This is a genomic window from Comamonas squillarum (assembly GCF_025309455.1).
GTDB lineage: Bacteria > Pseudomonadota > Gammaproteobacteria > Burkholderiales > Burkholderiaceae_C > Comamonas > Comamonas squillarum.
On the sequence record NZ_CP104377.1, the window covers coordinates 741,730 to 763,532 of the forward strand.

The window sequence follows — 21,803 nt, forward strand, 5'->3', positions numbered from 1 at the left end:
GGTCGCGCTTAGCTGGTTTGCGGTGTGATCAGGCCCTGGAACAGGCGCAGCTCGCAATCGGGGTCGCTGCATTTTTCGCAGTTCCAGCGCGCACGCGCGCCTGGGTTGGCCTGGCCCAGTGCCATGCGCAAGGCCTGCAGGCCCGGCGCCTGCGGGAACCAGTTGCACAGCGCTGCAAGTGCTTCCTGCTCCAGCCGGTGGCCCTGGCTGAATAACAATTGAAACGCCTGCCCCTGGCCCACCAGGTGCAGGCGTGCCTGCATCAGCAGAGTCTGCGCTGGATCGGACTGGCCTGAGCTGGCCGGCAGTGGTGGCGCAATCAGCAGTACGGCGTCGTGCCTGTCTAGCAAAATGGCTGGCGCATCCTGCGCTGGCAGACCTGCCAATTGGGTAAAGCTGCATGCCTTGAGCACCAAGGCGGGCGTGGATGCGGTAGCGCTCTGTGCCAGGTAGTGCTCCAGCTGCTGTGCAAGCCGCTTGGCATCTTCACAGGCAGCAGAGGCCAGATAGACCGCCGGTGGCGAGCGCTGGGTACTGGGCGTCATGGCTGGGTTGGGCGTCGCAGGCATGGCCGCGATGATACGGCCAAAGCCAGCGCGCAGCGACAAAAAAGCGCCTGCAAAGAGGCGCTTGTCGGGGCTGGGGGCGGCGCTGCTTTATTTGCGCGTGTACTGCACAAATACCTCATTGGGCTTGACCATGCCCAGCTCATTGCGGGCCTTGCCTTCGACCATGTCCATGCCCTGCTTGAGGTCGTTGACCTCGGTCTCCAGGCGCACGTTCTCACGCGTGGCCGCTTCGTTCTCTGTTTTCTGCGTGGCGATTTGCTGCTTCATGTCCTTGACATAGGGCACGCTGCCGCGCCCACTCCAGAGCTGGGCATGGATGCTGACCAAAATGGCCAGCAGCACAAAGGGAACAATGCGAGAGATCATGGCAAACAGGGCTCGAAAGGGCTGGCGGGGCAGGGCCTGAGGCCATGCCCCGCAGCAGGCTTAGCGCAGATTGTAGAAGGCGGCGCGGCCGGGGTACACGGCCACTTCGCCCAGGTCTTCTTCAATGCGCAGCAACTGGTTGTACTTGGCCATGCGGTCCGAGCGGCTGAGCGACCCGGTCTTGATCTGGCCCGCGTTCAAGCCCACGGCGATATCGGCGATGGTGCTGTCTTCGGTCTCGCCCGAGCGGTGCGAGATCACGGCGGTGTAGCCGGCGCGCTTGGCCATCTCGATAGCGGCAAAGGTTTCGCTCAAGGTACCGATCTGGTTGATCTTGATCAGGATCGAGTTGGCGATGCCCTTGTCGATGCCTTCCTTGAGGATCTTGGTGTTGGTCACGAACAGGTCGTCACCCACCAGTTGCACCTTCTTGCCCAGGCGCTCGGTCAGCACCTTCCAGCCATCCCAGTCGCCTTCGTGCATGCCGTCTTCGATGGAGATGATGGGGTACTTGTCGCACCAGGCGGCTAGCATGTCGGTCCATTGCTCGGCCGTCAGGCTGATGCCGCCTTCGCCTTCGAGCACGTACTTGCCGTCTTTGTAGAACTCGGAGGCAGCGCAGTCCAGCGCCAGAGCGATCTGCTCGCCAGCGGTGTAGCCGGCCTGGTCGATGGCTTCGAGGATCAGCTGGATGGCGGCTTCATGGTTCTCGACCGATGGCGCAAAACCACCTTCGTCACCCACGGCGGTGGGCATGCCACGGCTGTCGATGATCTTCTTCAGCGCGTGGAACACTTCAGCACCCCAGCGCAGCGCTTCGCGAAAGCTCGGCGCGCCCACGGGCACGATCATGAACTCTTGCAGGTCCAGCGAGTTGTTGGCGTGCGCGCCACCGTTGATCACGTTCATCATCGGCACGGGCAACTGCACACCACCCATGCCGCCAAAGTAGCGGTACAGCGGCAGACCGGCTTCTTCGGCAGCAGCGCGGGCCACGGCCATCGACACGGCCAGCATGGCATTGGCGCCCAGGCGGCTCTTGTTGTCGGTGTTGTCAAGATCGATCAGGGTCTTGTCCAGGAAGGCCTGTTCGGCGGCGTCCAGGCCCAGGATGGCTTCGGAGATTTCGGTATTGATGTGCTCGACGGCCTTGAGCACGCCCTTGCCCAGGTAGCGGCTCTTGTCGCCGTCGCGCAGCTCGATGGCTTCACGCGAACCGGTGGAGGCGCCCGATGGGACGGCCGCGCGGCCCATCACACCCGATTCCAGCAGTACATCACATTCCACGGTGGGGTTGCCACGCGAATCCAGAATTTCGCGGCCAACAATATCAACAATTGCACTCACTTTAGAGCCTTTCAGAGATTGAGAAAAGGGTTGGTGCGCTGCAAACGGGTGGACTGCAACTGCACGGAATCAAGGGGAGGGGATGCGGGATGGACGTTCAAACGCCTTCGACCAGCACCATGCGCATGATGGCGGCGCCGGCACGCGCTTCGCGCGCCTTGCTGTATTCGGGCGAATCATAGAAACGGCGGGCTTGCTCGCTGTCCTTGAACTTCAGGATCACGGTGCGGCCGGGGTTCCAGTCGCCCTCGATCACCTCGACCTTGCCGCCGCGCACGCAGACCTCGGCGCCATAGGTTTGCATGGCGATGGTGCTGTACTTGCGGTACTCCTCGTACTGCTCGGGGTTGGTGACGGTGACCGATGCAATGATGTATGCGCTTGGCATTTAAGCTCCAAAATTGTTTTCCAGAAAACCGTTCTTCTTGGTGATGCTGTCCAGCGCCACCATGGTTTCGAGCAAGGCCTTCATGTGCTTGAGCGGCACGGCGTTGGGGCCGTCGCTCAGGGCGTTGCAGGGGTCGGGATGGGTTTCCATGAACACGCCAGCGACGCCCACGGCAATCGCTGCACGGGCCAGCACGGGCACCATTTCGCGCATGCCGCCACTCGACGTGCCATTGCCGCCGGGCAACTGCACGCTGTGCGTGGCGTCGAACACCACGGGCGCGTTGGTTTCGCGCATGATGGCCAGCGAGCGCATGTCGCTCACCAGGTTGTTGTAGCCAAAGCTGGCGCCGCGTTCGCAGGCCATGAAGCTGTCTTCGGGCAGGCCCACTTCCTTGGCGGCAGCGCGGGCCTTGTCGATGACATTCTTCATGTCATGGGGCGCCAGAAACTGGCCCTTCTTGATATTGACCGGCTTGCCCGATTGGGCGACCGCACGGATGAAGTCAGTCTGGCGGCACAGGAAGGCCGGGGTCTGCAGCACATCGACGATGCTGGCCACATAGGGCACTTCGGCTTCGGTGTGCACATCGGTGAGGATGGGCACATTCAGCTCTTTTTTCACCTTGGCCAGAATCTCCAGGCCCTTTTCCATGCCGGGGCCGCGAAAGCTCGTGCCCGAGCTGCGGTTGGCCTTGTCAAAGCTGCTCTTGAAGATAAAGGGGATGCCCAGGCTGGACGTCATTTCCTTGAGCTGTCCGGCCACATCCATCTGCAGCTGCTCGGACTCGACCACGCAGGGGCCGGCGATCAGGAAAAACGGTTTATCAAGCCCGATATCAAATCCGCACAATTGCATGGACGGTGTTCCTTAAGGATGGGGTGAGAGCAAAGACGCCATGAAAAACGCAGCGTTGGTGGATGCTTTGTTTGTCATGGCTTCTGTGTGTGCCGCAGCGTGGCCGCAATTTTACTTGGCTGCCTGCTTCTTGCGATCGACTGCCGCCTTGATGAAGGCATTGAACAGCGGATGGCCGGCCCAGGGGGTGGACTTGAACTCGGGGTGGAACTGCACACCGATGAACCAGGGGTGCACCGCCTTGGGCAGCTCGACAATCTCGGTCAGATGCTCACGCTGGGTCAGCGCCGAGATCACCAGGCCGGCGCTGCGCAGCTGGTCCAGGTACTGGGTGTTGGCCTCGTAGCGGTGGCGGTGGCGCTCGGTCACCACATCGCCATAGATGCTGTGGGCCAGCGAGTCCTTTTGCACATCGGACGATTGCGCGCCCAGGCGCATCGTGCCGCCCAGGTCCGAGTTCTCGTCGCGGGTCTTGATGGTGCCGTCGGCATCCTTCCACTCGGTGATCAGCGCGATCACGGGGTGGGGCGTCTGGCGGTCAAACTCGGTGGAGTTGGCGTTGTCCAGGCCCGCCACATGGCGGGCGTATTCGATGGTGGCCACCTGCATGCCCAGGCAGATGCCCAGGTAGGGCACCTTGCCTTCACGGGCAAACTTGGCCGTGGAGATCTTGCCTTCGACACCGCGCGAGCCAAAGCCGCCGGGCACCAAAATGCCGTCATAGCTCTTGAGCAGCTCGGCTGCATCGCTGTCATGGATGGTTTCCGAATCCACGTGCGTGATCTTGACGCGCACATGGTTTTGCATGCCGGCGTGCTTGAGCGCTTCGTTGACGGACTTGTAGGCATCCGACAGCTCGACATACTTGCCGACCATCGCGATGGCCACTTCACCCTTGGGGTGCTCGGTCTCATAGACCAGGTCATCCCAGCGCTTGAGGTTGGCCGGCGGCGTGTTCAGGCGCAGCTTGTCGCAGATGAGGCCATCGAGGCCCTGCTCGTGCAGCATGCGGGGCACCTTGTAGATGGTGTCCACATCCCACATGCTGATGACGCCCCAGGACTGGACGTTGGTGAACAAGGAGATCTTGTCACGCTCTTCCTCAGGCACCGCATGCTGGGCGCGGCACAGCAGCGCATCGGGCTGAATACCGATTTCGCGCAGCTTTTGCACCGTGTGCTGGGTAGGCTTGGTCTTGAGCTCGCCGGCCGCTGCAATGTAGGGCAGGTAGGTCAGGTGCACAAAGGCCGAGTTGTTGGGGCCGAGCTTGAGCGACAGCTGGCGCACCGCTTCGAGGAAGGGCAGCGACTCGATATCGCCGACCGTGCCGCCGATCTCGCAGATGGCGACATCGACAGCGTGGTCGGTACCGATGCCGGCGCCGCGCTTGACGTATTCCTGGATCTCGTTGGTGATGTGCGGGATGACCTGCACGGTCTTGCCCAGGTAATCACCACGGCGCTCCTTTTCTAGAACGCTTTGGTAGATGCGGCCGGTCGTGAAGTTGTTCGTCTGGCGCATGCGCGTTTCGATGAAACGCTCATAGTGGCCCAGGTCCAAGTCGGTCTCGGCGCCATCGTCCGTCACAAACACTTCGCCGTGCTGGAAGGGAGACATGGTGCCTGGATCCACGTTGATGTAGGGATCCAACTTGATCAGGGTGACTTTGAGTCCGCGCGATTCCAAAATCGCTGCAAGGGAGGCTGAGGCGATTCCCTTGCCCAGGGAAGACACCACACCGCCAGTAACGAAGACAAATTTGGTCATGTCTTTTAGGGAGGTGGGAAATTCTGATTATAAAGGCGTATGCCAGCCTGTGCGGGCAGCTGCAGTAAATGGGCTTCCAAGGTCACGGGTTTGCACCGGATGCATCGCTGCCAAGATAGCCGCCCTGCTACTGCTCTCTTGTCTGCTGCAGTGCAGCGGCAGCGCTGCGCCTCTGCTACATTGGCGGGCATGAACCAGCTCCATGGAAAACATATTGTCCTCGGCATGTCGGGCGGCGTTGCCGCCTTCAAGTCTGCCGAGCTGTGCCGCCGGTTGATCAAGGCGGGCGCGACCGTGCAGGTGGTCATGACCGAGTCGGCCACCCAGTTCATGACGCCGGTGACGATGCAGGCGCTCTCCAACCGCCCGGTCTATACCTCGCAGTGGGATGCGCGCGAGCACAACAACATGCCGCACATCAACCTCAGCCGCGAGGCCGATGCCATTGTGGTGGCCCCTTGCAGCGCCGACTTTATCGCCCGCCTGGTGCAAGGCCGCGCCGATGAGCTGCTGAGCCTGTTGTGCCTAGCGCGGCCGATCGATACCGTGCCCTTGATCCTGGCCCCGGCGATGAACCGCGAGATGTGGGCCCACCCTGCGACACAGCGCAACCTGCGCCAGGTGCAGGCAGATGGTGCGGTGGTACTGGGCGTGGGCAATGGCGACCAGGCCTGCGGCGAGACCGGTGACGGCCGCATGCTGGAGGCCGCCGAGATCGAGGAAGAGCTGCAGTATTTTTTCAGCGCCAAGGCGCTGGCAGGCAAAAAGCTGCTGATCACCGCCGGCCCCACGTTTGAGGCGATTGACCCGGTGCGGGGCATCACCAACCTCTCGAGCGGCAAGATGGGCTTTGCGATTGCCCGCGCCTCCCAGGCCGCTGGCGCCGAGGTCACGCTGGTAGCCGGCCCCGTGCATGTGCCCACGCCGCGCGGTGTGCGCCGCATCGATGTGCAATCGGCGCAAGACATGCTCCAAGCGGTGCTGGCCCACATTGACGGCGCCGATGTATTTGTCGCCACCGCTGCGGTGGCCGACTGGCGCCCAGCCCAGGCGGCCGACCAGAAGATCAAAAAAGACGGCAGTGGCGAGGTGCCGCAGCTGGCCTTTGTCGAGAACCCGGACATTCTGGCCACCGTTGCCCAGCTGCCGCGCGCCCAAAGCGGCGATCTGTACTGCGTGGGCTTTGCTGCAGAAAGCGAAAACCTGCTGGCTAATGCCCAGGCCAAGCGCCTGCGCAAGCAGATCCCGCTCTTGGTCGGCAATATTGGCCCCGCTACCTTTGGCAAGGATGACAACGCCTTGCTGCTGGTGGATGCGCAAGGCCACAAGGAGCTGCCCCATGCCAGCAAGGCGGTACTGGGCGAGCAACTGGTGGCCGAAATCGCCAAGCGCATCGCGCGTTAGTCGGACCAAGAGCTTCGCACATTGCAGCCGCCAAGATGGGCGGCTGTTTGCTGTGCATCAGTTCAACAAGGCCAGGATCTCGTCGTGCAGTTGGCGCGGCAGGCGGATGCCTTGCTGCGCACTCAAAGCCCGCGCGGCATAGCGCCGCTCGGATGGCAGGCGTGCGCCCTGGCCCTGGATGGCGGCAAACAGAGCCTCGGCGCGCGCCTGGTGGCCGGGCCAGTCTTCGCCGGCAAAGCGCTTTGGGTCAAAAGCCAGCACCAGGTGGCCATGGCAGGGCATGCCGCCGGCACCAGCGTCCAGCGCCATCGATTCCTGGCTGCCCAGGTCGCCAATCAGCATGCCCGCCATCAACTCGACCATGGTGGCCAGGGCCGAGCCCTTGTGGCCGCCAAAAGTGCGCATCGCCCCTTGGGCAACGGCTGCCGGGTCGGTGGACGGTTGGCCCTGTGCGTCAATGCCCACGCCTTCGGGCAGCGGGGTGCCGGCGCGGCGGTGCAGGTCCAGATCGCCGCGCGCAATGGCGCTGGTGGCAAAGTCAAACACATAGGGGTAGGGGCCGGGCCGGGGCCAGCCAAAGGCAATCGGGTTGGTGCCAAACACCCCTTTGCTGCCGCCTGCCGGCGCCACCCAGGCATGGCTGGGTGTCATCACCAGCGCGGCCAGGCCCTCGTCGGTGAGCATCTCCACCTCGGGCCACAGCGCCGTAAAGTGAAAGCAGTGGTTGATCACCAAGGCGCCCATGCCCAGCTTGCGGGTGGCTGCCACCAAGGGCGGCAGGCCCACTTCCAGCGCCCAGGGCGAGAAGCCGCGCTGGGCATCGACCCGGGTGATCGCGCCTTGCGTAGGCTGCAGCAGAGGAGGGACCTGCAGGTCCACCAGGCCGGTGCGGATGGTCTGGGCCGCGCTCAGGATGCGGTAGGCGCCATGGCTTTGGCAGGCATCGCGCTGGCCGGCCACGACAATGCGGGCAATGGCCTGGGCATGGGGGGCGCTCAGGCCCAGGTGCTGCAGCACCTGCAGCGCCAAGCGGCGCAGGTCGCTCTCGCTGATCAGCAGGATGTCTTCTTGTGATTGATCCATGCCTCGCCTTTCTTATGACTTGCTGCGGGGAATGCGCCCCATCAGATAGAACTCCTCATTGGGCTGCATACCGGCAAAGCTGGCCATGCGGTTGCTCAGGCCAAAAAAGGCGGTGATCGCAGCGATGTCCCAGATGTCTTCGTCATCAAAGCCATGGGCATGCAGGGCGCTGAAGTCGGCCTCGTCAATCTCCTGAGAGCGGGTGCAGACCTTCATCGCGAAATCCAGCATCGCGCGCTGGCGCGCCGAGATGTTGGCCTTGCGGTAGTTCACGGCCAACTGGTCGGCCAGCATCGGGGCCTTGTCGTAGATGCGTACCAGCGCGCCATGCGCGACCACGCAGTACAGGCATTCATTGTGGGCGCTGGTGACGGTGACGATCATCTCGCGCTCGGCCTTGCTCAGGCTGCTTTCCTCGCGCTCCATCAGCGCATCGTGGTAGGCAAAGAAGGCGCGCCATTCCGCCGGGCGGCGTGCAAAGGCCAAAAATACATTGGGGATGAAGCCGGCCTTTTCCTGCACCTGGGCAATGCGGGCCTGGATGTCTTGGGGCAGGCTCTTGAGGTCAGGCAGGGGGTAGCGCGCAGTTGCAGCCATGGTCTTGTCTCCACAGGGTTGTTCTGCGGACCATCATAGAGGCAAGCCCTGCGCCGGGCCTGCCTGTTGGTGACTACTGCAGGGGAGGGTCAGTTTGCGCTAAAAGGGCGGCCGCGCAGCTTGGTACCAGCGGCAATGCCTTTTTGCTTGAACCAGCCCTGGTTCATCTCCAGCACATAGCGCACCGGCTTGCTCGAGCAGTGCGAGTCCTCGGTCATCGGCTGCATATCGGCCAGGTTGACGATGGTGCCGTCATCGCTGACAAAGGCGGCGGTCAGCGGCAACAGGGTGTTCTTCATCCAGAAGCACTGAGTGCCGGGGCGGTCAAACACAAAAAGCATGCCTTCGTTGGCCGGCATCTCCTTGCGGAACATCAGGCCGATTTCCTTCTCGCGCGCCGTTTGCGCCACCTGCGCATGGATGCGGTGCATGCCGGCCGTCAGCTCGGTGCGGGCCAGCTGCATCTGGGGCTCTCCGGTGGGTGCGGCCTGCTGCGCCGCAGCCGGCAAGGCCGCGGCCAATGCGCAGGCCATGGCCGATGCGGCAAGGCAGCGCTGAGCGAGGCGGGAAGAACGGATGGCCAAGGGGGTGGGGAACATGGTGGTCAAGACTCTCACAAAGCAGGGTGCACGAGATGTGCCGTGGCGGCGCAGCGCGCCATAGCCGGTTTTATACACCATGCCCGCTTTGCTGCGGGCCCGCTGTGCCATGCGCGGTGCGGTGTCTGGCTGTCGCATCTGCGCAGTCAGGGCGGGCCGGTATTTGTCGATAGAATCGTTGGCGGTAACACATGCGCCTGGTGCCTGGTGTGGGGCTGGGCGAAGAATCAGATTGGGAGATTTGTGACGATGCGTGCTCAACATATCCAGCAGCCCGAGGGCGGACAGGCCATCACGGCCAATGCAGACCACAGCCTGTGCGTGCCCGACCAGCCCATCATCCCCTTTATCGAAGGCGATGGCGTGGGCCGCGACATCACGCCGGTGATGCGCAAGGTGGTGGATGCAGCGGTGGCCCAGGCCTATGGCGAGGCCCGCCGCATCGCCTGGATGGAAGTGTTTGCCGGTGACAAGGCAGTTGGCCTGTATGGCGAGGGCCAAAGCCTGCCCCAGGAAACCATGGATGCCATCGGCCAGTACCTGGTTGCCATCAAGGGGCCGTTGAATACGCCGGTGGGCGGCGGCATCCGCTCGCTGAACGTCACCCTGCGCCAAACGCTGGACCTGTATGTCTGCCTGCGGCCGGTGCGCTACTTTGAAGGCGTGCCCTCGCCGGTGCGCGAGCCGCACAAGACGCATATGGTGATCTTCCGCGAGAACTCCGAAGACATCTATGCCGGTATCGAGTTTGCGGCCGGCTCCGATATAGCCGTCAAGCTGATCGCCTTTTTGCAGCAGGAGATCGGCTCGCAGAAGATCCGTTTTCCGCAAAGCTCGGGCATCGGCATCAAGCCTGTCTCGCGCGAAGGCACCGAGCGCCTGGTGCGCCAGGCCATCCAGTATGCGATCGACCATGACAAGCCCAGCGTGACCTTGGTGCACAAGGGCAACATCATGAAGTTCACCGAAGGCGCGTTCCGCGACTGGGGCTATGCGCTGGCCAAGAAGGAGTTCGGCGCCGAGGTCATCGATGGGGGGCCCTGGATGCGCCTCAAAAGCCCCAAGGATGGCTCCGAGATCATCATCAAGGATGTGATTGCCGATGCCTTCTTGCAGCAGGTGCTGCTGCGCCCGGCCGATTACTCGGTGATCGCCACCCTCAATTTGAATGGCGACTACATCTCGGACGCGGTCGCCGCCCAGGTGGGCGGCATCGGCATTGCGCCGGGTGCCAATCTGTCAGACAAAGTGGCGGTATTCGAGGCCACGCATGGCACAGCGCCCAAGTATGCGGGCAAGGACTATGTCAATCCAGGATCGCTGATCTTGTCGGCCGAGATGATGCTGCGCCACATCGGCTGGAGCGAAGCGGCGGACCTGATCATTGCCGCGATGGAGGCCACCATTGCCTCCAAGCGCGTGACCTATGACTTTGCGCGGCTGATGGATGGCGCCACGCAGGTCAGCACCTCGCGCTTTGGCGACGAGATGATCAGCAATATGCAAGCTGCCTGACCTTCCACCGGCGGGGGTGCGCACCAAGCCGCACACCGCCCCTTACCTTGTTGCCCATGGCCATGGACACACCGCACATCATCGACACTGCGCGCCAGGTGCTGGAGATCGCGGCGACGATCGCGTTTGCGCTGTCCGGGGTGATCAAGGCGGCGCACAAGAGGCTCGATGTCGTCGGCGTCTGCGTGGTGGCGTTTGTGGCCGCGTTTGGCGGCGGCACCTTGCGCGATCTGCTGCTGGACCAGCGGCCCTTCTTCTGGGTGCGGCAGGAGACCTTTGTCTGGGTGATCCTGGGCATCAGCCTGCTGGCCATCGTGTTTTTGCGGCAGCGCCATTTTGCGCTGACCGAGCGCGCCATGCTCTGGCCCGATATGCTGGGTTTGGGCCTGTTTGCCGCGGTGGGCGTGGACATGGCTGCCGAGCAAGGGCTGCCCGCGCTCATTTGCGTGATGATGGGCGTAATCACCGGGGTGTTTGGCGGGGTGTTGCGCGATGTGATGTGCGGCGAGATCCCGCAGGCTTTCCGTGACCACCAGCCCTATGCAGTCTGCGCTTTTGTCGGTGGCTGGGTGGATCTGCTGCTGCGCAGCTCGCCCGTGCCCGAGATGGCACCAATGCTCGGCTGTGTGTTCGTCACCGCCGGGCTGCGGGCGATTGCGCTGTGGCGGCATTGGCGGCTGCCGAGCTGGCGGGTGGAATAAACAAGGTTGTAGCTAGAGGAGTTGTGCAGGCATGGGAAAAAAATTTGTATGGTCACTGCTGGCGCTGCTGGCCTTGGTGGGCGCCGCTGCCATCTGGTACCTGGCGGGCAAGACCTATGAGATCCGCATCAGCCAGGCGCAGCTCGAGCAAAAGCTCGCCGAACGCCTACCGCTGACCCAGCGCTACCCGTTGGTGTCGGTCACCATGGCGCAGCCGCGGGTGCATTTGAGTGAGGACAGCGAGCGCGTCGACTTTGGGCTGAACATGACGGTCACGACCAACACCAGCGGCAGTCAGCTGCTGGGCGCGCAGATCGATGTGTCTTCCTCACTGCGCTATGACGCCGAGCGCGGCGCGATCTTTCTGGACCAGCCGGTGATGGACAAGATGGTGGTGCAGGGCCTCGATGACCGGCGCACGGCGATGGCGCAGGTCGCTTTGGAGGCCGCGATGACCTCGTACTTGGCCCAGCAACCGATCTACACGCTCAATGCATCGGACGCGCGCCAGCGCGTTGCGCGCATGGCGGTGCGCGACATCAAGGTGGACAAGGGTGTGCTCGTCGTCATTTTGGGCCTGTGATGCTGCGCTTTTTTCTTTATTCTCAAAACACCATAAATTAACAAGAATATATTCGTTTGAGTTTTAAGTACAAAAGTCCACAATTTGCTACATCACTTCATACGAACGGGTAGCAGAACATGAAACTGGGTGGATTGAAATCTTTGGTGGTTGCCGCAGCGGTGGTGGCCAGTGGTTCGGTGCTGGCACAAAACCAGCTGCTCAATGTCTCGTATGACGTCGCACGCGAGTTCTACAAGGACTACAACACAGCCTTTATCGCCCATTACAAGAAGACCAAGGGCGTTGACATCAAGGTCGACCAGTCCCATGGCGGCTCCAGCGCCCAGGCGCGTGCCGTGTCTGAAGGCCTGGCCGCCGATGTGGTGACCTTCAACACCACGACCGATGTGGAGTTCCTCGCCGACAAGGGTGTGGTCGCCAAGGACTGGGCCAAGAAGTTTCCCAACGACGCATCACCCACCACCTCGACCATGCTGTTTTTGGTGCGCAACGGCAACCCCAAGGGCATCAAGGACTGGGATGACTTGATCAAGCCCGGTGTGCAGGTGGTGGTCGTGAACCCCAAGCTGGGTGGCAATGGCCGCTACGCCTATCTGGCTGCCTGGGGCCAAGCCCGTGAAAAGGGTGGCTCGGACGCCGATGCGCAGGCCTACATCAGCAAGCTCTACAAGAACGTGCCGGTGCTGGCCAAGGGCGGTCGCGATGCGACCGCCGCCTTCTTGCAGCGCAATGTGGGCGATGTGCTGATCACCTTTGAATCGGAAGTGGTCTCCATCGACCGTGAATTTGGCAAAGGCAAGGTGGACCCCGTCTACCCATCGGTGAGCATCACCGCTGAAAACCCGGTCGCCGTGGTCGAGCGCACAGTCGAGAAAAAGGGCACGGCCGAGCTGGCCAAGGCCTACCTCGATTTCCTCTACTCGGATGAAGGCCAGGAAATCGCTGCCAACCATGCGATCCGTCCCCGCAGCGAAGCGGTGCTGAAAAAGCACGCCGACGTGTTCAAGCCGATCAAGCAGTTCACCGTGGCCAAGTACTTCGGCAGCCTGGGCGAGGCGCAAAAGACCCATTTCAGCGACGGCGGCTATTTCGACAAGCTGTTTACCGACCCCAAGAAGTGATGAGCCAGCAGCAGCGCCTGCCAGCCGGGCGCTGACTGCGTATTTTCTGTAGATTTTTGCCGATCGGAATCCATGTTAGCTGCCATCACTGCCCCGGCCAACGCCGTGCCCAGTGCCAAACGCCGGAGTGCCAAACGGGTACTGCCAGGCTTTGGGCTCACCCTGGGCTACACCATTTTCTACCTCAGCATCATTGTGCTGATCCCGCTGGCGACCTTGCTGTTCAAGACCTTTGAGCTGACCTGGGACCAGTTCTGGACCACGATTTCCGCACCCATTGCCGTGGCCGCCTACAAGGTCACCTTCGGTGCCTCACTGATCGCCGCACTGGTGAACCTGGTGTTTGGCATGCTGATCGCCTGGGTGCTGGTGCGTTACAAGTTCCCAGGCAAGAAGATCGTCGATGCGCTGGTCGATCTGCCTTTTGCGCTGCCCACGGCCGTGGCCGGCATTTCGCTGACCGCCTTGCTGGCCGACAACGGCTGGATTGGCCAGTACTTTGCGCCGCTGGGCATCCAGCTGGTGTTCAACCGCGTGGGTATCGTGTTTGCGCTGATCTTTATCGGCCTGCCGTTTGTGGTGCGCACGGTGCAGCCGGTGCTCGAAGATTTTGAAAAAGAGCTGGAAGAGGCTGCCGGCAGCCTGGGCGCATCGCGCTGGCAAACCTTTTACAAGGTGATCCTGCCCGCGATCGGGCCGGCGCTGCTGACCGGCTTTGCGATGGCCTTTGCCCGCGCGGTGGGCGAGTATGGCTCGGTCATCTTCGTGTCCAACAACATCCCGATGGAGTCGCAGATCACGCCTTTCGTCATCATGGCCAAGCTGGAGCTGCATGACTATGCCGGTGCCACCGCCATTGCGATGGTGATGCTGGTGATCTCCTTCGTGCTGCTGCTTCTCATCAACGGCCTGCAAAGCTGGCAGCGCAAGCGTGCGGGGATTTAAGCCATGCCAACCATGTATCTCGTATTGATTGCCATCGTGGTGGTGGTGCTGGGTACGGTGCTGGCGCGCTACCAGTATGTGGCCCGCCATGCGCCCGAAGTGCAGAGCACCGTGACCGAGCCGCGCTGGGTGCGCTGGACCCTGACCGGTATTGCGCTGACCTTCATGGTGCTGTTTTTGCTGCTGCCGCTGGTGGCCGTGTTTGTCGAGGCGCTGCGCAAGGGCTGGGACACCTATGTGGCAGCGCTTACCGAGCCCGATGCCTGGTCGGCCATCAAGCTGACCTTGATCACGGCGCTGATTGCCGTGCCGCTGAACCTGGTGTTTGGTGTGGCTGCCGCCTGGGCGATTGCCAAGTTCGAATTCAAGGGCAAGGCCTTGCTGACATCGCTGGTGGACCTGCCGTTTTCGGTGTCGCCGGTGGTGGCGGGCCTGACCTATGTGCTGCTGTTCGGTGCCAATGGCTGGTTTGGCAGCTGGCTGGAGGCCCATAACCTGAAGGTGATCTTTGCCGTGCCGGGCATTGTGCTGGCTACCGTGTTCGTGACCTTCCCCTTCATCGCCCGTGAGCTGATTCCGCTGATGCAGGCCCAGGGCAATGATGAGGAGCAGGCCGCCATTGTGCTCGGAGCATCGGGCTGGCAGACGTTCTGGCGCGTAACCCTGCCCAATATCAAATGGGGCTTGCTCTATGGCGTCATCCTGTGCAACGCACGAGCCATGGGCGAGTTTGGCGCGGTCTCAGTCGTCTCGGGCAGCATTCGCGGCCAGACCAACACCATTCCGCTGCATGTCGAGATTTTGTATGCCGACTTTCAGTCTTCTGCAGCCTTTGCGGTGGCGTCGCTGCTGGCCTTGCTGGCGCTGGTGACCCTGGTGCTCAAATCGATCGCCGAGTGGCGTGCCGAGAAAGAGCACAAAGAGGCAGCCAGCCTGCCGCCCGAGCGGCCGCGCGATGACAGCGCAGTCACGGCATAAACACGGTATTTTCGAGGTCGGATATGAGCATTGAAATCCAAAACATCTCCAAGTCGTTTGGCAGCTTTAAAGCGCTCCATAACGTCAACCTGGACATCAAATCCGGTGAACTCATCGCGCTGCTGGGCCCCTCGGGCTGCGGCAAGACCACCTTGCTGCGCATCATCGCGGGCCTGGAGTCTGCGGACCAGGGCACCATCCAGTTCAGCGGAGAAGACACCACCGATGTGCATGTGCGCAACCGCAACGTAGGCTTTGTTTTCCAGCACTACGCGCTGTTTCGCCACATGACGGTGTTCGAGAACGTGGCCTTTGGCCTGCGCATCAAGCCCCGCAAGGAGCGCCCCAGTGAAGGCCAGATCCGCGAGAAGGTGATGAGCCTGCTCAAGCTGGTGCAGCTCGACTGGATCGCAGACCGCTACCCCTCGCAGCTGTCGGGCGGCCAGCGCCAGCGTATTGCGCTGGCCCGCGCGCTGGCGGTAGAGCCCAAGGTGCTGCTGCTCGACGAGCCCTTTGGCGCGCTCGATGCCAAGGTGCGCAAGGAGCTGCGCCGCTGGCTGCGCCGCCTGCACGACGAGCTGCATGTGACCAGCATCTTCGTGACCCATGACCAGGAAGAAGCGCTGGAAGTGGCCGACCGCGTGGTCGTGATCAACAAGGGCCAGATCGAGCAGGCCGGCACGCCCCAGGAAGTCTGGGACAGCCCGGCCAGCCCCTTCGTCTACGGCTTTCTGGGTGATGTCAACCTGTTCCATGGCCGCGCCACCGGCGGGCATACGGTGGTGGAGGGGGGCGTGCAGATCGATTCGCCTGAATTTGCCTCGGCCAACAATGCCCAGGCGCTGGCCTATGTGCGGCCCCATGAGCTGGATGTGGAGCGCTACTCGCCCGGCCAGGAAAAAGACGCCGATGGCCGCCAGCGCGGCATCGTCGCCCAGCTCGACCGCGCGATTGTGGTCGGCCCCATCGCCCGTCTGGAACTTATTGCCATTGGCGGGCACCAAGCCCAGGGTGCCGAGGCTTCGAACAGCGATAAGCTCATTGAGGCGCAGATTTCTGCGCAGCAGTTCAAAGCCATGGGCCTCAAGGAAGGCGAGACGCTGGTGGTGACACCGCGCCAAGCCCGAGTTTTTCTCGATCAAGCAGCCAATATCTAATGCCCTGGCGCTCGCGCCTGCGCCTGATGCTGTGAGACCCGGTTCTGCCCATGAGGTGGGGCCGGTTTTCTGGTTTCAGGCCCCTGCAGGTCTGTACGCGTAAGATGGCGGGGTTGGCAGCATAAGGACATGACTTGAACTGGATCTGGAACGCACCGCGCCGCACCTTGGCGCTGATTTTTGTGGCCTGCGCGGCCATGATGGCCTTTGGCATGTATTTGCAGCACGTGGTGGGGCTGGAGCCCTGCCCGATGTGCATCGTGCAGCGCTACTGCCTGATTGCAGTCGGTGTGCTGGCACTGCTGGGCAGCCTGCGGCCCTCGTCGGCCGGTTGGTGGAAGAGCTTTGGCGGCCTGGCGCTGCTGTTCTCGGCCTTTGGTGCCTTTACCGCAGCGCGCCAAAGCTGGCTGCAATGGAATCCACCGGAGTTCGCTACCTGCGGGCGCGACTTCTACGGCATGATCGAGAACTACCCGATCAGCCGCTCGCTGCCGATGATTTTCCGTGGCTCGGGCGATTGCACGGCCATCGACTGGACCTTTCTGGGTCTGTCGATTGCCAACTGGTCCTTCATCGCTTTCGCTGGCTTCACCATTGTGCTGCTGCTGGCCTTGTTCAAAGCCAAGCGCTAAGCACCTTCGGTGCTGCATGCCAACGCCCCTTTTGAGGGGCGTTTTTTATGCCCGACCTGCGCTGGCAGATGCCCGCCCACGCTTTATCGCCAATGCGACTGGTGTGCGTGATAGCGAGCTTGTGCAGAAACACTGCCGCACTAACATGCTCATCTGACAGGCATCGAGACAGGCCCGTTGGCCCGGCTCATTACAACGAACAAGCAACAAGGAGATCGCATGATCAGCTATGACGTCACCGGCTTTGGTGAACCCCTGGTGCGCAGCGAGCGCCCAACCCCCGTACCGACCGGAGACCAGGTGCTGGTGCGCATTGAGGCCGCGGGTGTGTGCCACTCGGACCTGCACATCTGGCATGGCGAGTACGACCTGGGCAATGGCAAAAAGCTGTCGATGGCCGACCGCGGCATGAAGCTGCCCTTGACCCTGGGCCATGAGATCGCCGGCGAGGTGGTGGCGATGGGCCCGGACGCCAAGGGTGTCGAGATCGGCAAGCGCTATGTGGTTTTCCCCTGGCATGGCTGCGGCGAATGCAAGGTCTGCAAGCGCGGTGACGAAAACCTTTGCCTGGCTGGCAAATCGATGGGTGTGTACCAAAATGGCGGCTACGCCGACCATGTGCTGGTCAACCATGCCTACTACCTGGTGGACATCGGCGACATGCCCGCCGAGCGCGCCGCACCCTATGCCTGCTCGGGTCTCACCACCTACAGCGCGATCAAGAAGATCTCCCCCCAGGTGTTCAAGGACGAGAAGGTTGTGTTGTTTGGCGCAGGCGGCCTGGGCCTGATGGCCATCTTGCTGATGAAGGCCATGGGTGGCGCTGGCGTCGTGGTGGTCGAGCCTGATGCCAGCAAGCATGCAGCGGCATTGAATGCGGGCGCCGATGTCGTCATCGATCCCAAGTCGGCGGACTTCATCGCGGAGGTCAAGGAGGCTGCCGGTGGCGCCGTCTGGGCCATCATTGACTGCGTGGGCTCGAGCCAGACCGTGCAGCAGGGCATTGACATGCTGACCAAGGGCGGCCACCTGGTACAGATTGGCCTGTTTGGCGGCCATGTGGACCTGCCCACGCCCACGCATGCGATCCGCGCCATTACCTACCAAGGCACCTATGTGGGCAACCTGGGCGATCTGCGCGAGCTGATCGCACTGGTGCGCGACAAAAAGCTGAGCCCGGTGCCGACCACCTGCATGCATTTCAGCAAGGCGTTCTCGGCGCTGGTGGCGCTGGAGCAGGGCAAGGCCGTGGGGCGCCTGATGCTGACCCCCAACGAAGAAGCGGTGGCCTGAATCTCCCGCCGCTGAACCAGACCGCCACTGACCATGCAGTGGCCATGCAAAAAGTCCGCGAATGCGGACTTTTTTCGTGGGGCGGCAGCGCTTAGTCCTGCGTCTCCAAGGTCGGCACGGAGCCGGACTTCACGACGATCTGGAAAGGGCCGACGCTGACCTGGTCACCCGCATACAAAACCTGGCGCTTGACGCGGCGGCCGTTGACAAAGATGCCATTGGTGCTGTCATGGTCCTCGACCATCAACAGGCCGATGTAGTAGTTGAAGGCCCCATGGTCGCGGCTGATGCTCGGGTCGCTCAGGAACAGACCGCTGCTCGGACCTCGGCCAATGGCCGTGCAACCGCGCTCCAGCTGGATGGCGCGGGGGGGAGATTGCAGATCAGAACGAACAAGGATTTCCGGCAACATGGTGAGCTCCTGGAGGAACTGGCTATTGAAAGGTCTGGGCGGATTATGCATCTATTATTCGCTCACAATTGATACACATTGCCAATCATTGTCATAGCAGCGCTCAATGCGCAAAAACTATGAAAAAAACCAAATAAAAACAAATAATCTAAAAAAGGGTGCGCGATTGTAGGGGTTAGTACCCATCCTGGGTGCCGGCTTTGTGTCAATCCCTACCGTTTTACTCAAAGGCTTTGAGCGCGGTTTTCAGATGGTCCGCAGCTCAGCACTGAGGATGCACCAACAAATTTCACGCGCATCCAAGCACAAACAGGGCCGGGCATCACTACCTCCCTCCAGCGCAAAGGCGATCGTTGAACCATCCATGGTGAGCCGCTGTAAGCCTATCCCCACTACCGGACAGGTACTGCACCTAGCGTTTTGCCTGTTGTTGCGCGCTATCGTTGAGCCATCCCAACGTTGCTTTGCAACACCACTGAAGGAAAAAGCATGAACAAGAATCAAGTCGCAGGTGCCGTCAAAGATGCGGCTGGCAAGGTCCAGCAGAAGGTCGGTGAAGCAGTGAACAGCCCCGAGCAGCAGGCCAAGGGCATTGCCAAGCAGGTGGAAGGCAAGACACAGAAGGCAGCAGGCAATGTGCAAGAAGCCGCCAAAGACGCTGCGAAGAAATAAGGAGTTGACGATGAAATCCAAATCGATATTGATGCTGGGCGCTTTTGCGATCACGATGGCTGCGGGCTCCGCCTTTGCGCAGACACAAGTGCCCGTTGCAGGTGGCGTAAAGCTGGGTGTCGAGCAGACGGAAATCCAGGCCGTTGCCACGGGTTGGAGCCTCAAGAAGTCTGTTCTCGGCAAGAGCGTTTACAACGAAGAAGGCAAGTCCGTGGGCAAGATCGACGACGTGATCGTTGCGCCCGACAAGGCCGTCTCTTATGCCATCATCGGTGCTGGCGGTTTTCTGGGCGTTGGCAAGCATGATGTCGCGATCCCTGTGGGCCAGTTCCGCGTGCAAAATGACAAGATCACATTGCCGGGTGCGACCAAGGATGCGCTCAAGGCATTGCCTAAGTTTGAGTACGCCAAGAAATAATTGCTGCGTCGATGATCAGACTTGAAAAGCCCCGAAAGGGGCTTTGTTGCGTTGGATAGCGTTTGTCATTTTGCACTTGGATCCGCTTGCTGGACCGCCACTGCCTCTACCCATCCATCTTTGGCTTGGCCAGGCCTGTCGCGAGGTTGGGCCGGGTGATTCAGTGCATAATGACGCCCAGTCATAAAAAACAAAACGACCCATGTGGAGCGCTCCGCATATCTTGGGTCTCAGGTTGCGCCCATACCGGCAAAATACCTCCATCAACCAAACATCTGCCCGTAGCTCAGTTGGATAGAGCAACAGCCTTCTAAGCTGTGGGTCACAGGTTCGATCCCTGTCGGGCAGGCCAAACTCCTATGCAGCAGGCTAGCTGCTGCTGCCGCACACAATCGCATTCCCCATACTGATCACACGCCGTGTGTAGCATCGTATGACTGTTCAACTACCCAAAAGCAATGCCCGCAGTTCAAAAGTACTGCGGGCATTTTCTAATCAGAGCCAGCCATGCATCGATCAATGCATGGCTACGAAGGGCAGGGTAGCGCTTACTCGGTCTCTTCGTAAACCAGCGAGGGATTGTTCATCGACCGGGCCACATCGTTGAGGCTGGAGATGATGTGGTTGGCAAAAAAGCTGCTTTGCGTGTCGGGCTCCAGCGCCGCAATCGCCACATTGGCCAGCGACTGGTTCAGCGGAACGTAGTAGCTGCCTTCGGGCACGTCGATGGCGACACGCTCCAGGCCGACCTTGACGCGCTCCACGCTCTGCTGCCCAGGGCCCAAGACATCGCTCTTGGCGCTGCTGCTGCGTTCTTGCTCCTGGTAGGTGTCGGCCAGCAGGTTGCCGGGCTCGGCCACGCGCAGCACCTGCAGGCCCAGCGCGCGCAGTTTGTCGACAGCGTCGGTGGCATAGCCCGCCAGCCAGTAGCCGCAAGGGCGTGCACGCTTGGGGCCGGGGTTGAGCTTGACCGAAGAGTGCCAGTCCACTTCCTGCTGCATCTCCTCACCCGTTTGCGGGTCGAGGAAGACCACGCGGCGCTTTTCCGTGGTTTGTTGCGACTCCAGCGTGAACTCGCCCCGGCAGGCCTGGGAGGCGATGTCGCGGTTCGCGTAGTTGCGCACCTGCTCGAGCTCCTTGGTGCGCTGGGCGGTGGTCTGCAGTGCCGAGGCGAGCGCCACATACTGGCTGTGTACGCGGCGCTGGATATGCGCGCGGCCAATGCCGACACCCCGGGTCTCGACCAGCATCGTGGCGGCGTTCTTGAGCGCGTTCACATTGCGGCCCGTATCGGGGCGCACGCCGCCCATGGACAGCGACAGGTCCTGCGGGTCGCGGGTGGTGGTGTAGTACCAGTTGGTGCTCTGTCCTTGCTCGGTCAGCGCCTTTTGCATGGGCAGCAAATACCATTCGGTCGACGCCTTGGCGATGAACTCATGCACATTGGCGGTGGTCGGCGTTTGCAGCAGCGCGTCATAGCGCTGCACGCCCTTGAACTTCTCCAGATAGCGGCCGGCCACGGTGAATTCATGGGCATCAAATACCGCAATGGGGCGGTAGATGCGGCTGAGCTTGGCCAGCGCCTGGGCTTCGGGCGTCTGCAGCAGCAGGTGGTCGCGGTTCATGTCCAGGCCGTTGGCGGTGCTGCGCCGGCCAGCGGCTGCGCCATCGGGGTTGGCGCGGGGCACGAGCAGCACGTTGATCTTGTCGAGCACTGAGGCCAGCGGGCCTTGCTTGAGGTCCTGGGCCAGGGCCAGCAGCGCTTCGCTGCCGGCGGGCTCATCGCCATGCTGCTGGCCGATCAGCAGCACGGTAGGGCGCTGGCTTTGGTCCAGGTCATGCAAGCTGGTGCTGGCAGCGCGGGTCAGCAACAGCGCCAAAATGGGCTGGCCTTCCTGCGAGGTACCAGCGGTGACCAGCTCGGCCTTGGTGCCGGACTGGCCTGGCGTGGCCAGTTGGCGCAGCCACTGGCCCAGCTCGGCATTGCTGGTGTAGGTGGTGCGGCCCGCGCTCAGTCCTGGCGTGGCGTAGCTGCGCTCGGGATCGGGAAATCGGGCAGCGACTTCGTCGCTCTCCTTCCATCCGCCAAGAGGGCTGCCTTGCAGCGGAACCGTCTCGACCGGCGTGGCGACCACGCCTGGGCTGCCGATGCCAGGGATCTGTACGGGGCTGGGGCCGCTGGCAGGTTTGGTGGTGACTGTCCCGGGCGCTGGCTGGCCGCCCGCGATCGGCGTGCTGTTCCAGGCAGGCAGTGGCGTGCTCGAGCATGCGGACAGCGCAAGCGCTGCGGCGATGACAGTCAGGCTGGTCCAGCCTGGCACTGCGCGCTGGGTGGATGGGGATACTGCGTCGGGTTTCATCATCGTTGTTGTGCGTGACGAATCACGCCCCTCCT

Annotated in this window: 23 protein-coding genes and 1 tRNA gene; 13 read left to right on the forward strand and 11 right to left on the reverse strand. The window is 61.9% G+C overall.

Features of this window, described 5'->3' with window-relative positions:
- Positions 1-8: 8 nt before the first annotated feature.
- The 6 genes from N4T19_RS03525 to N4T19_RS03550 form a co-directional block, all read right to left on the reverse strand.
- Positions 9-545, reverse strand: coding sequence for a hypothetical protein (locus N4T19_RS03525; protein WP_133248207.1), 537 nt, complete (start codon positions 543-545; stop codon positions 9-11).
- 111 nt (positions 546-656) lie between these two features.
- Entirely contained in the window at positions 657-935 is a 279-nt protein-coding gene (locus N4T19_RS03530) for an FtsB family cell division protein (RefSeq protein WP_021028246.1), read from the reverse strand.
- A 60-nt stretch (positions 936-995) separates the two neighbouring features.
- Positions 996-2,282 (reverse strand): phosphopyruvate hydratase, encoded by a 1,287-nt coding sequence (gene eno / locus N4T19_RS03535; RefSeq protein ID WP_021028245.1) that lies wholly within the window; start codon positions 2,280-2,282, stop codon positions 996-998.
- A gap of 97 nt (positions 2,283-2,379) precedes the next feature.
- Positions 2,380-2,670: a DUF1330 domain-containing protein gene (locus tag N4T19_RS03540; RefSeq protein WP_021028244.1), complete on the reverse strand. Its 291-nt coding sequence runs from the start codon at positions 2,668-2,670 to the stop codon at positions 2,380-2,382.
- Complete coding sequence (gene kdsA, locus N4T19_RS03545) at positions 2,671-3,528, reverse strand: 3-deoxy-8-phosphooctulonate synthase (RefSeq protein ID WP_021028243.1); 858 nt, start codon at positions 3,526-3,528, stop codon at positions 2,671-2,673.
- A gap of 111 nt (positions 3,529-3,639) precedes the next feature.
- Entirely contained in the window at positions 3,640-5,295 is a 1,656-nt protein-coding gene (locus N4T19_RS03550) for a CTP synthase (RefSeq protein ID WP_116927337.1), read from the reverse strand.
- A 189-nt stretch (positions 5,296-5,484) separates the two neighbouring features.
- Here N4T19_RS03550 and coaBC point away from each other — a divergent pair, with 189 nt between their 5' ends.
- The gene (coaBC, locus tag N4T19_RS03555; RefSeq protein WP_260719490.1) at positions 5,485-6,699 is read left to right on the forward strand and encodes a bifunctional phosphopantothenoylcysteine decarboxylase/phosphopantothenate--cysteine ligase CoaBC; all 1,215 of its coding nucleotides are present in this window, start codon (positions 5,485-5,487) and stop codon (positions 6,697-6,699) included.
- Positions 6,700-6,756: 57 nt separating this feature from the next.
- Here coaBC and N4T19_RS03560 read toward each other — a convergent pair whose 3' ends face one another.
- From N4T19_RS03560 to N4T19_RS03570, 3 genes are all read right to left on the reverse strand, one after another.
- The gene (locus N4T19_RS03560; RefSeq protein ID WP_116927335.1) at positions 6,757-7,782 is read right to left on the reverse strand and encodes an Ldh family oxidoreductase; all 1,026 of its coding nucleotides are present in this window, start codon (positions 7,780-7,782) and stop codon (positions 6,757-6,759) included.
- Positions 7,783-7,794: 12 nt separating this feature from the next.
- Complete coding sequence (locus tag N4T19_RS03565; RefSeq protein WP_116927334.1) at positions 7,795-8,379, reverse strand: peroxidase-related enzyme; 585 nt, start codon at positions 8,377-8,379, stop codon at positions 7,795-7,797.
- An 89-nt stretch (positions 8,380-8,468) separates the two neighbouring features.
- Entirely contained in the window at positions 8,469-8,912 is a 444-nt protein-coding gene (locus N4T19_RS03570; protein WP_116927333.1) for a DUF192 domain-containing protein, read from the reverse strand.
- A 315-nt stretch (positions 8,913-9,227) separates the two neighbouring features.
- Between N4T19_RS03570 and icd the strand changes: the two genes are divergently transcribed.
- The 9 genes from icd (at position 9,228) to N4T19_RS03615 (ending at position 17,906) form a co-directional block, all read left to right on the forward strand.
- Positions 9,228-10,493 carry an NADP-dependent isocitrate dehydrogenase gene (gene icd, locus N4T19_RS03575; protein WP_116927332.1) on the forward strand — a complete coding sequence of 422 codons (1,266 nt, stop codon included), beginning with the start codon at positions 9,228-9,230 and terminating at the stop codon, positions 10,491-10,493.
- A 56-nt stretch (positions 10,494-10,549) separates the two neighbouring features.
- Complete coding sequence (locus tag N4T19_RS03580; protein ID WP_232539329.1) at positions 10,550-11,194, forward strand: trimeric intracellular cation channel family protein; 645 nt, start codon at positions 10,550-10,552, stop codon at positions 11,192-11,194.
- Between the two features lie 31 nt (positions 11,195-11,225).
- Positions 11,226-11,777 (forward strand): DUF1439 domain-containing protein, encoded by a 552-nt coding sequence (locus N4T19_RS03585; RefSeq protein WP_260719491.1) that lies wholly within the window; start codon positions 11,226-11,228, stop codon positions 11,775-11,777.
- Between the two features lie 119 nt (positions 11,778-11,896).
- A complete protein-coding gene (locus N4T19_RS03590; RefSeq protein WP_116927330.1) occupies positions 11,897-12,901 on the forward strand; it encodes a sulfate ABC transporter substrate-binding protein in 1,005 nt (334 codons plus the stop codon).
- Positions 12,902-12,973: 72 nt separating this feature from the next.
- The gene (cysT, locus tag N4T19_RS03595; protein WP_260719492.1) at positions 12,974-13,846 is read left to right on the forward strand and encodes a sulfate ABC transporter permease subunit CysT; all 873 of its coding nucleotides are present in this window, start codon (positions 12,974-12,976) and stop codon (positions 13,844-13,846) included.
- A 12-nt stretch (positions 13,847-13,858) separates the two neighbouring features.
- Entirely contained in the window at positions 13,859-14,824 is a 966-nt protein-coding gene (gene cysW, locus N4T19_RS03600) for a sulfate ABC transporter permease subunit CysW (protein WP_165841235.1), read from the forward strand.
- A 23-nt stretch (positions 14,825-14,847) separates the two neighbouring features.
- Positions 14,848-15,981, forward strand: coding sequence for a sulfate/molybdate ABC transporter ATP-binding protein (locus tag N4T19_RS03605; protein WP_182341080.1), 1,134 nt, complete (start codon positions 14,848-14,850; stop codon positions 15,979-15,981).
- A 134-nt stretch (positions 15,982-16,115) separates the two neighbouring features.
- Positions 16,116-16,613 (forward strand): disulfide bond formation protein B, encoded by a 498-nt coding sequence (locus tag N4T19_RS03610; RefSeq protein ID WP_232539330.1) that lies wholly within the window; start codon positions 16,116-16,118, stop codon positions 16,611-16,613.
- Between the two features lie 219 nt (positions 16,614-16,832).
- A complete protein-coding gene (locus N4T19_RS03615; RefSeq protein WP_182341083.1) occupies positions 16,833-17,906 on the forward strand; it encodes an alcohol dehydrogenase in 1,074 nt (357 codons plus the stop codon).
- A 91-nt stretch (positions 17,907-17,997) separates the two neighbouring features.
- Here the strand turns inward: N4T19_RS03615 and N4T19_RS03620 are convergent, their stop codons facing one another.
- Complete coding sequence (locus N4T19_RS03620) at positions 17,998-18,318, reverse strand: FHA domain-containing protein (protein WP_260719493.1); 321 nt, start codon at positions 18,316-18,318, stop codon at positions 17,998-18,000.
- A 489-nt stretch (positions 18,319-18,807) separates the two neighbouring features.
- On the opposite strand from N4T19_RS03620, the gene N4T19_RS03625 reads away from it, so the two are divergent.
- The 3 genes from N4T19_RS03625 (at position 18,808) to N4T19_RS03635 (ending at position 19,760) form a co-directional block, all read left to right on the forward strand.
- Entirely contained in the window at positions 18,808-18,990 is a 183-nt protein-coding gene (locus N4T19_RS03625; RefSeq protein ID WP_021028228.1) for a CsbD family protein, read from the forward strand.
- A 31-nt stretch (positions 18,991-19,021) separates the two neighbouring features.
- Positions 19,022-19,408 carry a PRC-barrel domain-containing protein gene (locus N4T19_RS03630; RefSeq protein ID WP_409935195.1) on the forward strand — a complete coding sequence of 129 codons (387 nt, stop codon included), beginning with the start codon at positions 19,022-19,024 and terminating at the stop codon, positions 19,406-19,408.
- Positions 19,409-19,683: 275 nt separating this feature from the next.
- Positions 19,684-19,760, forward strand: a tRNA-Arg gene (locus N4T19_RS03635).
- A gap of 196 nt (positions 19,761-19,956) precedes the next feature.
- Here the strand turns inward: N4T19_RS03635 and N4T19_RS03640 are convergent.
- Positions 19,957-21,771, reverse strand: a complete 1,815-nt coding sequence (locus N4T19_RS03640) for a M14 family metallopeptidase (protein WP_260719494.1) — start codon at positions 21,769-21,771, stop codon at positions 19,957-19,959.
- Between the last annotated feature and the right edge of the window lie 32 nt (positions 21,772-21,803).

Excerpts from the sequence above, each read along its gene's own strand:
- N4T19_RS03525 (WP_133248207.1), bottom strand. The coding sequence starts at position 545 with ATGACGCCCAGTACCCAGCGCTCGCCACCGGCGGTCTATCTGGCCTCT.
- N4T19_RS03530 (WP_021028246.1), bottom strand. The coding sequence starts at position 935 with ATGATCTCTCGCATTGTTCCCTTTGTGCTGCTGGCCATTTTGGTCAGC.
- N4T19_RS03540 (WP_021028244.1), bottom strand. The coding sequence starts at position 2,670 with ATGCCAAGCGCATACATCATTGCATCGGTCACCGTCACCAACCCCGAG.
- kdsA (WP_021028243.1), bottom strand. The coding sequence starts at position 3,528 with ATGCAATTGTGCGGATTTGATATCGGGCTTGATAAACCGTTTTTCCTG.
- N4T19_RS03550 (WP_116927337.1), bottom strand. The coding sequence starts at position 5,295 with ATGACCAAATTTGTCTTCGTTACTGGCGGTGTGGTGTCTTCCCTGGGC.
- coaBC (WP_260719490.1), top strand. The coding sequence starts at position 5,485 with ATGAACCAGCTCCATGGAAAACATATTGTCCTCGGCATGTCGGGCGGC.
- N4T19_RS03560 (WP_116927335.1), bottom strand. The coding sequence starts at position 7,782 with ATGGATCAATCACAAGAAGACATCCTGCTGATCAGCGAGAGCGACCTG.
- N4T19_RS03565 (WP_116927334.1), bottom strand. The coding sequence starts at position 8,379 with ATGGCTGCAACTGCGCGCTACCCCCTGCCTGACCTCAAGAGCCTGCCC.
- N4T19_RS03570 (WP_116927333.1), bottom strand. The coding sequence starts at position 8,912 with ATGGCCTGCGCATTGGCCGCGGCCTTGCCGGCTGCGGCGCAGCAGGCC.
- icd (WP_116927332.1), top strand. The coding sequence starts at position 9,228 with ATGCGTGCTCAACATATCCAGCAGCCCGAGGGCGGACAGGCCATCACG.
- N4T19_RS03580 (WP_232539329.1), top strand. The coding sequence starts at position 10,550 with ATGGCCATGGACACACCGCACATCATCGACACTGCGCGCCAGGTGCTG.
- N4T19_RS03585 (WP_260719491.1), top strand. The coding sequence starts at position 11,226 with ATGGGAAAAAAATTTGTATGGTCACTGCTGGCGCTGCTGGCCTTGGTG.
- N4T19_RS03590 (WP_116927330.1), top strand. The coding sequence starts at position 11,897 with ATGAAACTGGGTGGATTGAAATCTTTGGTGGTTGCCGCAGCGGTGGTG.
- cysT (WP_260719492.1), top strand. The coding sequence starts at position 12,974 with ATGTTAGCTGCCATCACTGCCCCGGCCAACGCCGTGCCCAGTGCCAAA.
- cysW (WP_165841235.1), top strand. The coding sequence starts at position 13,859 with ATGTATCTCGTATTGATTGCCATCGTGGTGGTGGTGCTGGGTACGGTG.
- N4T19_RS03605 (WP_182341080.1), top strand. The coding sequence starts at position 14,848 with ATGAGCATTGAAATCCAAAACATCTCCAAGTCGTTTGGCAGCTTTAAA.
- N4T19_RS03615 (WP_182341083.1), top strand. The coding sequence starts at position 16,833 with ATGATCAGCTATGACGTCACCGGCTTTGGTGAACCCCTGGTGCGCAGC.
- N4T19_RS03620 (WP_260719493.1), bottom strand. The coding sequence starts at position 18,318 with ATGTTGCCGGAAATCCTTGTTCGTTCTGATCTGCAATCTCCCCCCCGC.
- N4T19_RS03625 (WP_021028228.1), top strand. The coding sequence starts at position 18,808 with ATGAACAAGAATCAAGTCGCAGGTGCCGTCAAAGATGCGGCTGGCAAG.
- N4T19_RS03630 (WP_409935195.1), top strand. The coding sequence starts at position 19,022 with ATGCTGGGCGCTTTTGCGATCACGATGGCTGCGGGCTCCGCCTTTGCG.
- N4T19_RS03640 (WP_260719494.1), bottom strand. The coding sequence starts at position 21,771 with ATGATGAAACCCGACGCAGTATCCCCATCCACCCAGCGCGCAGTGCCA.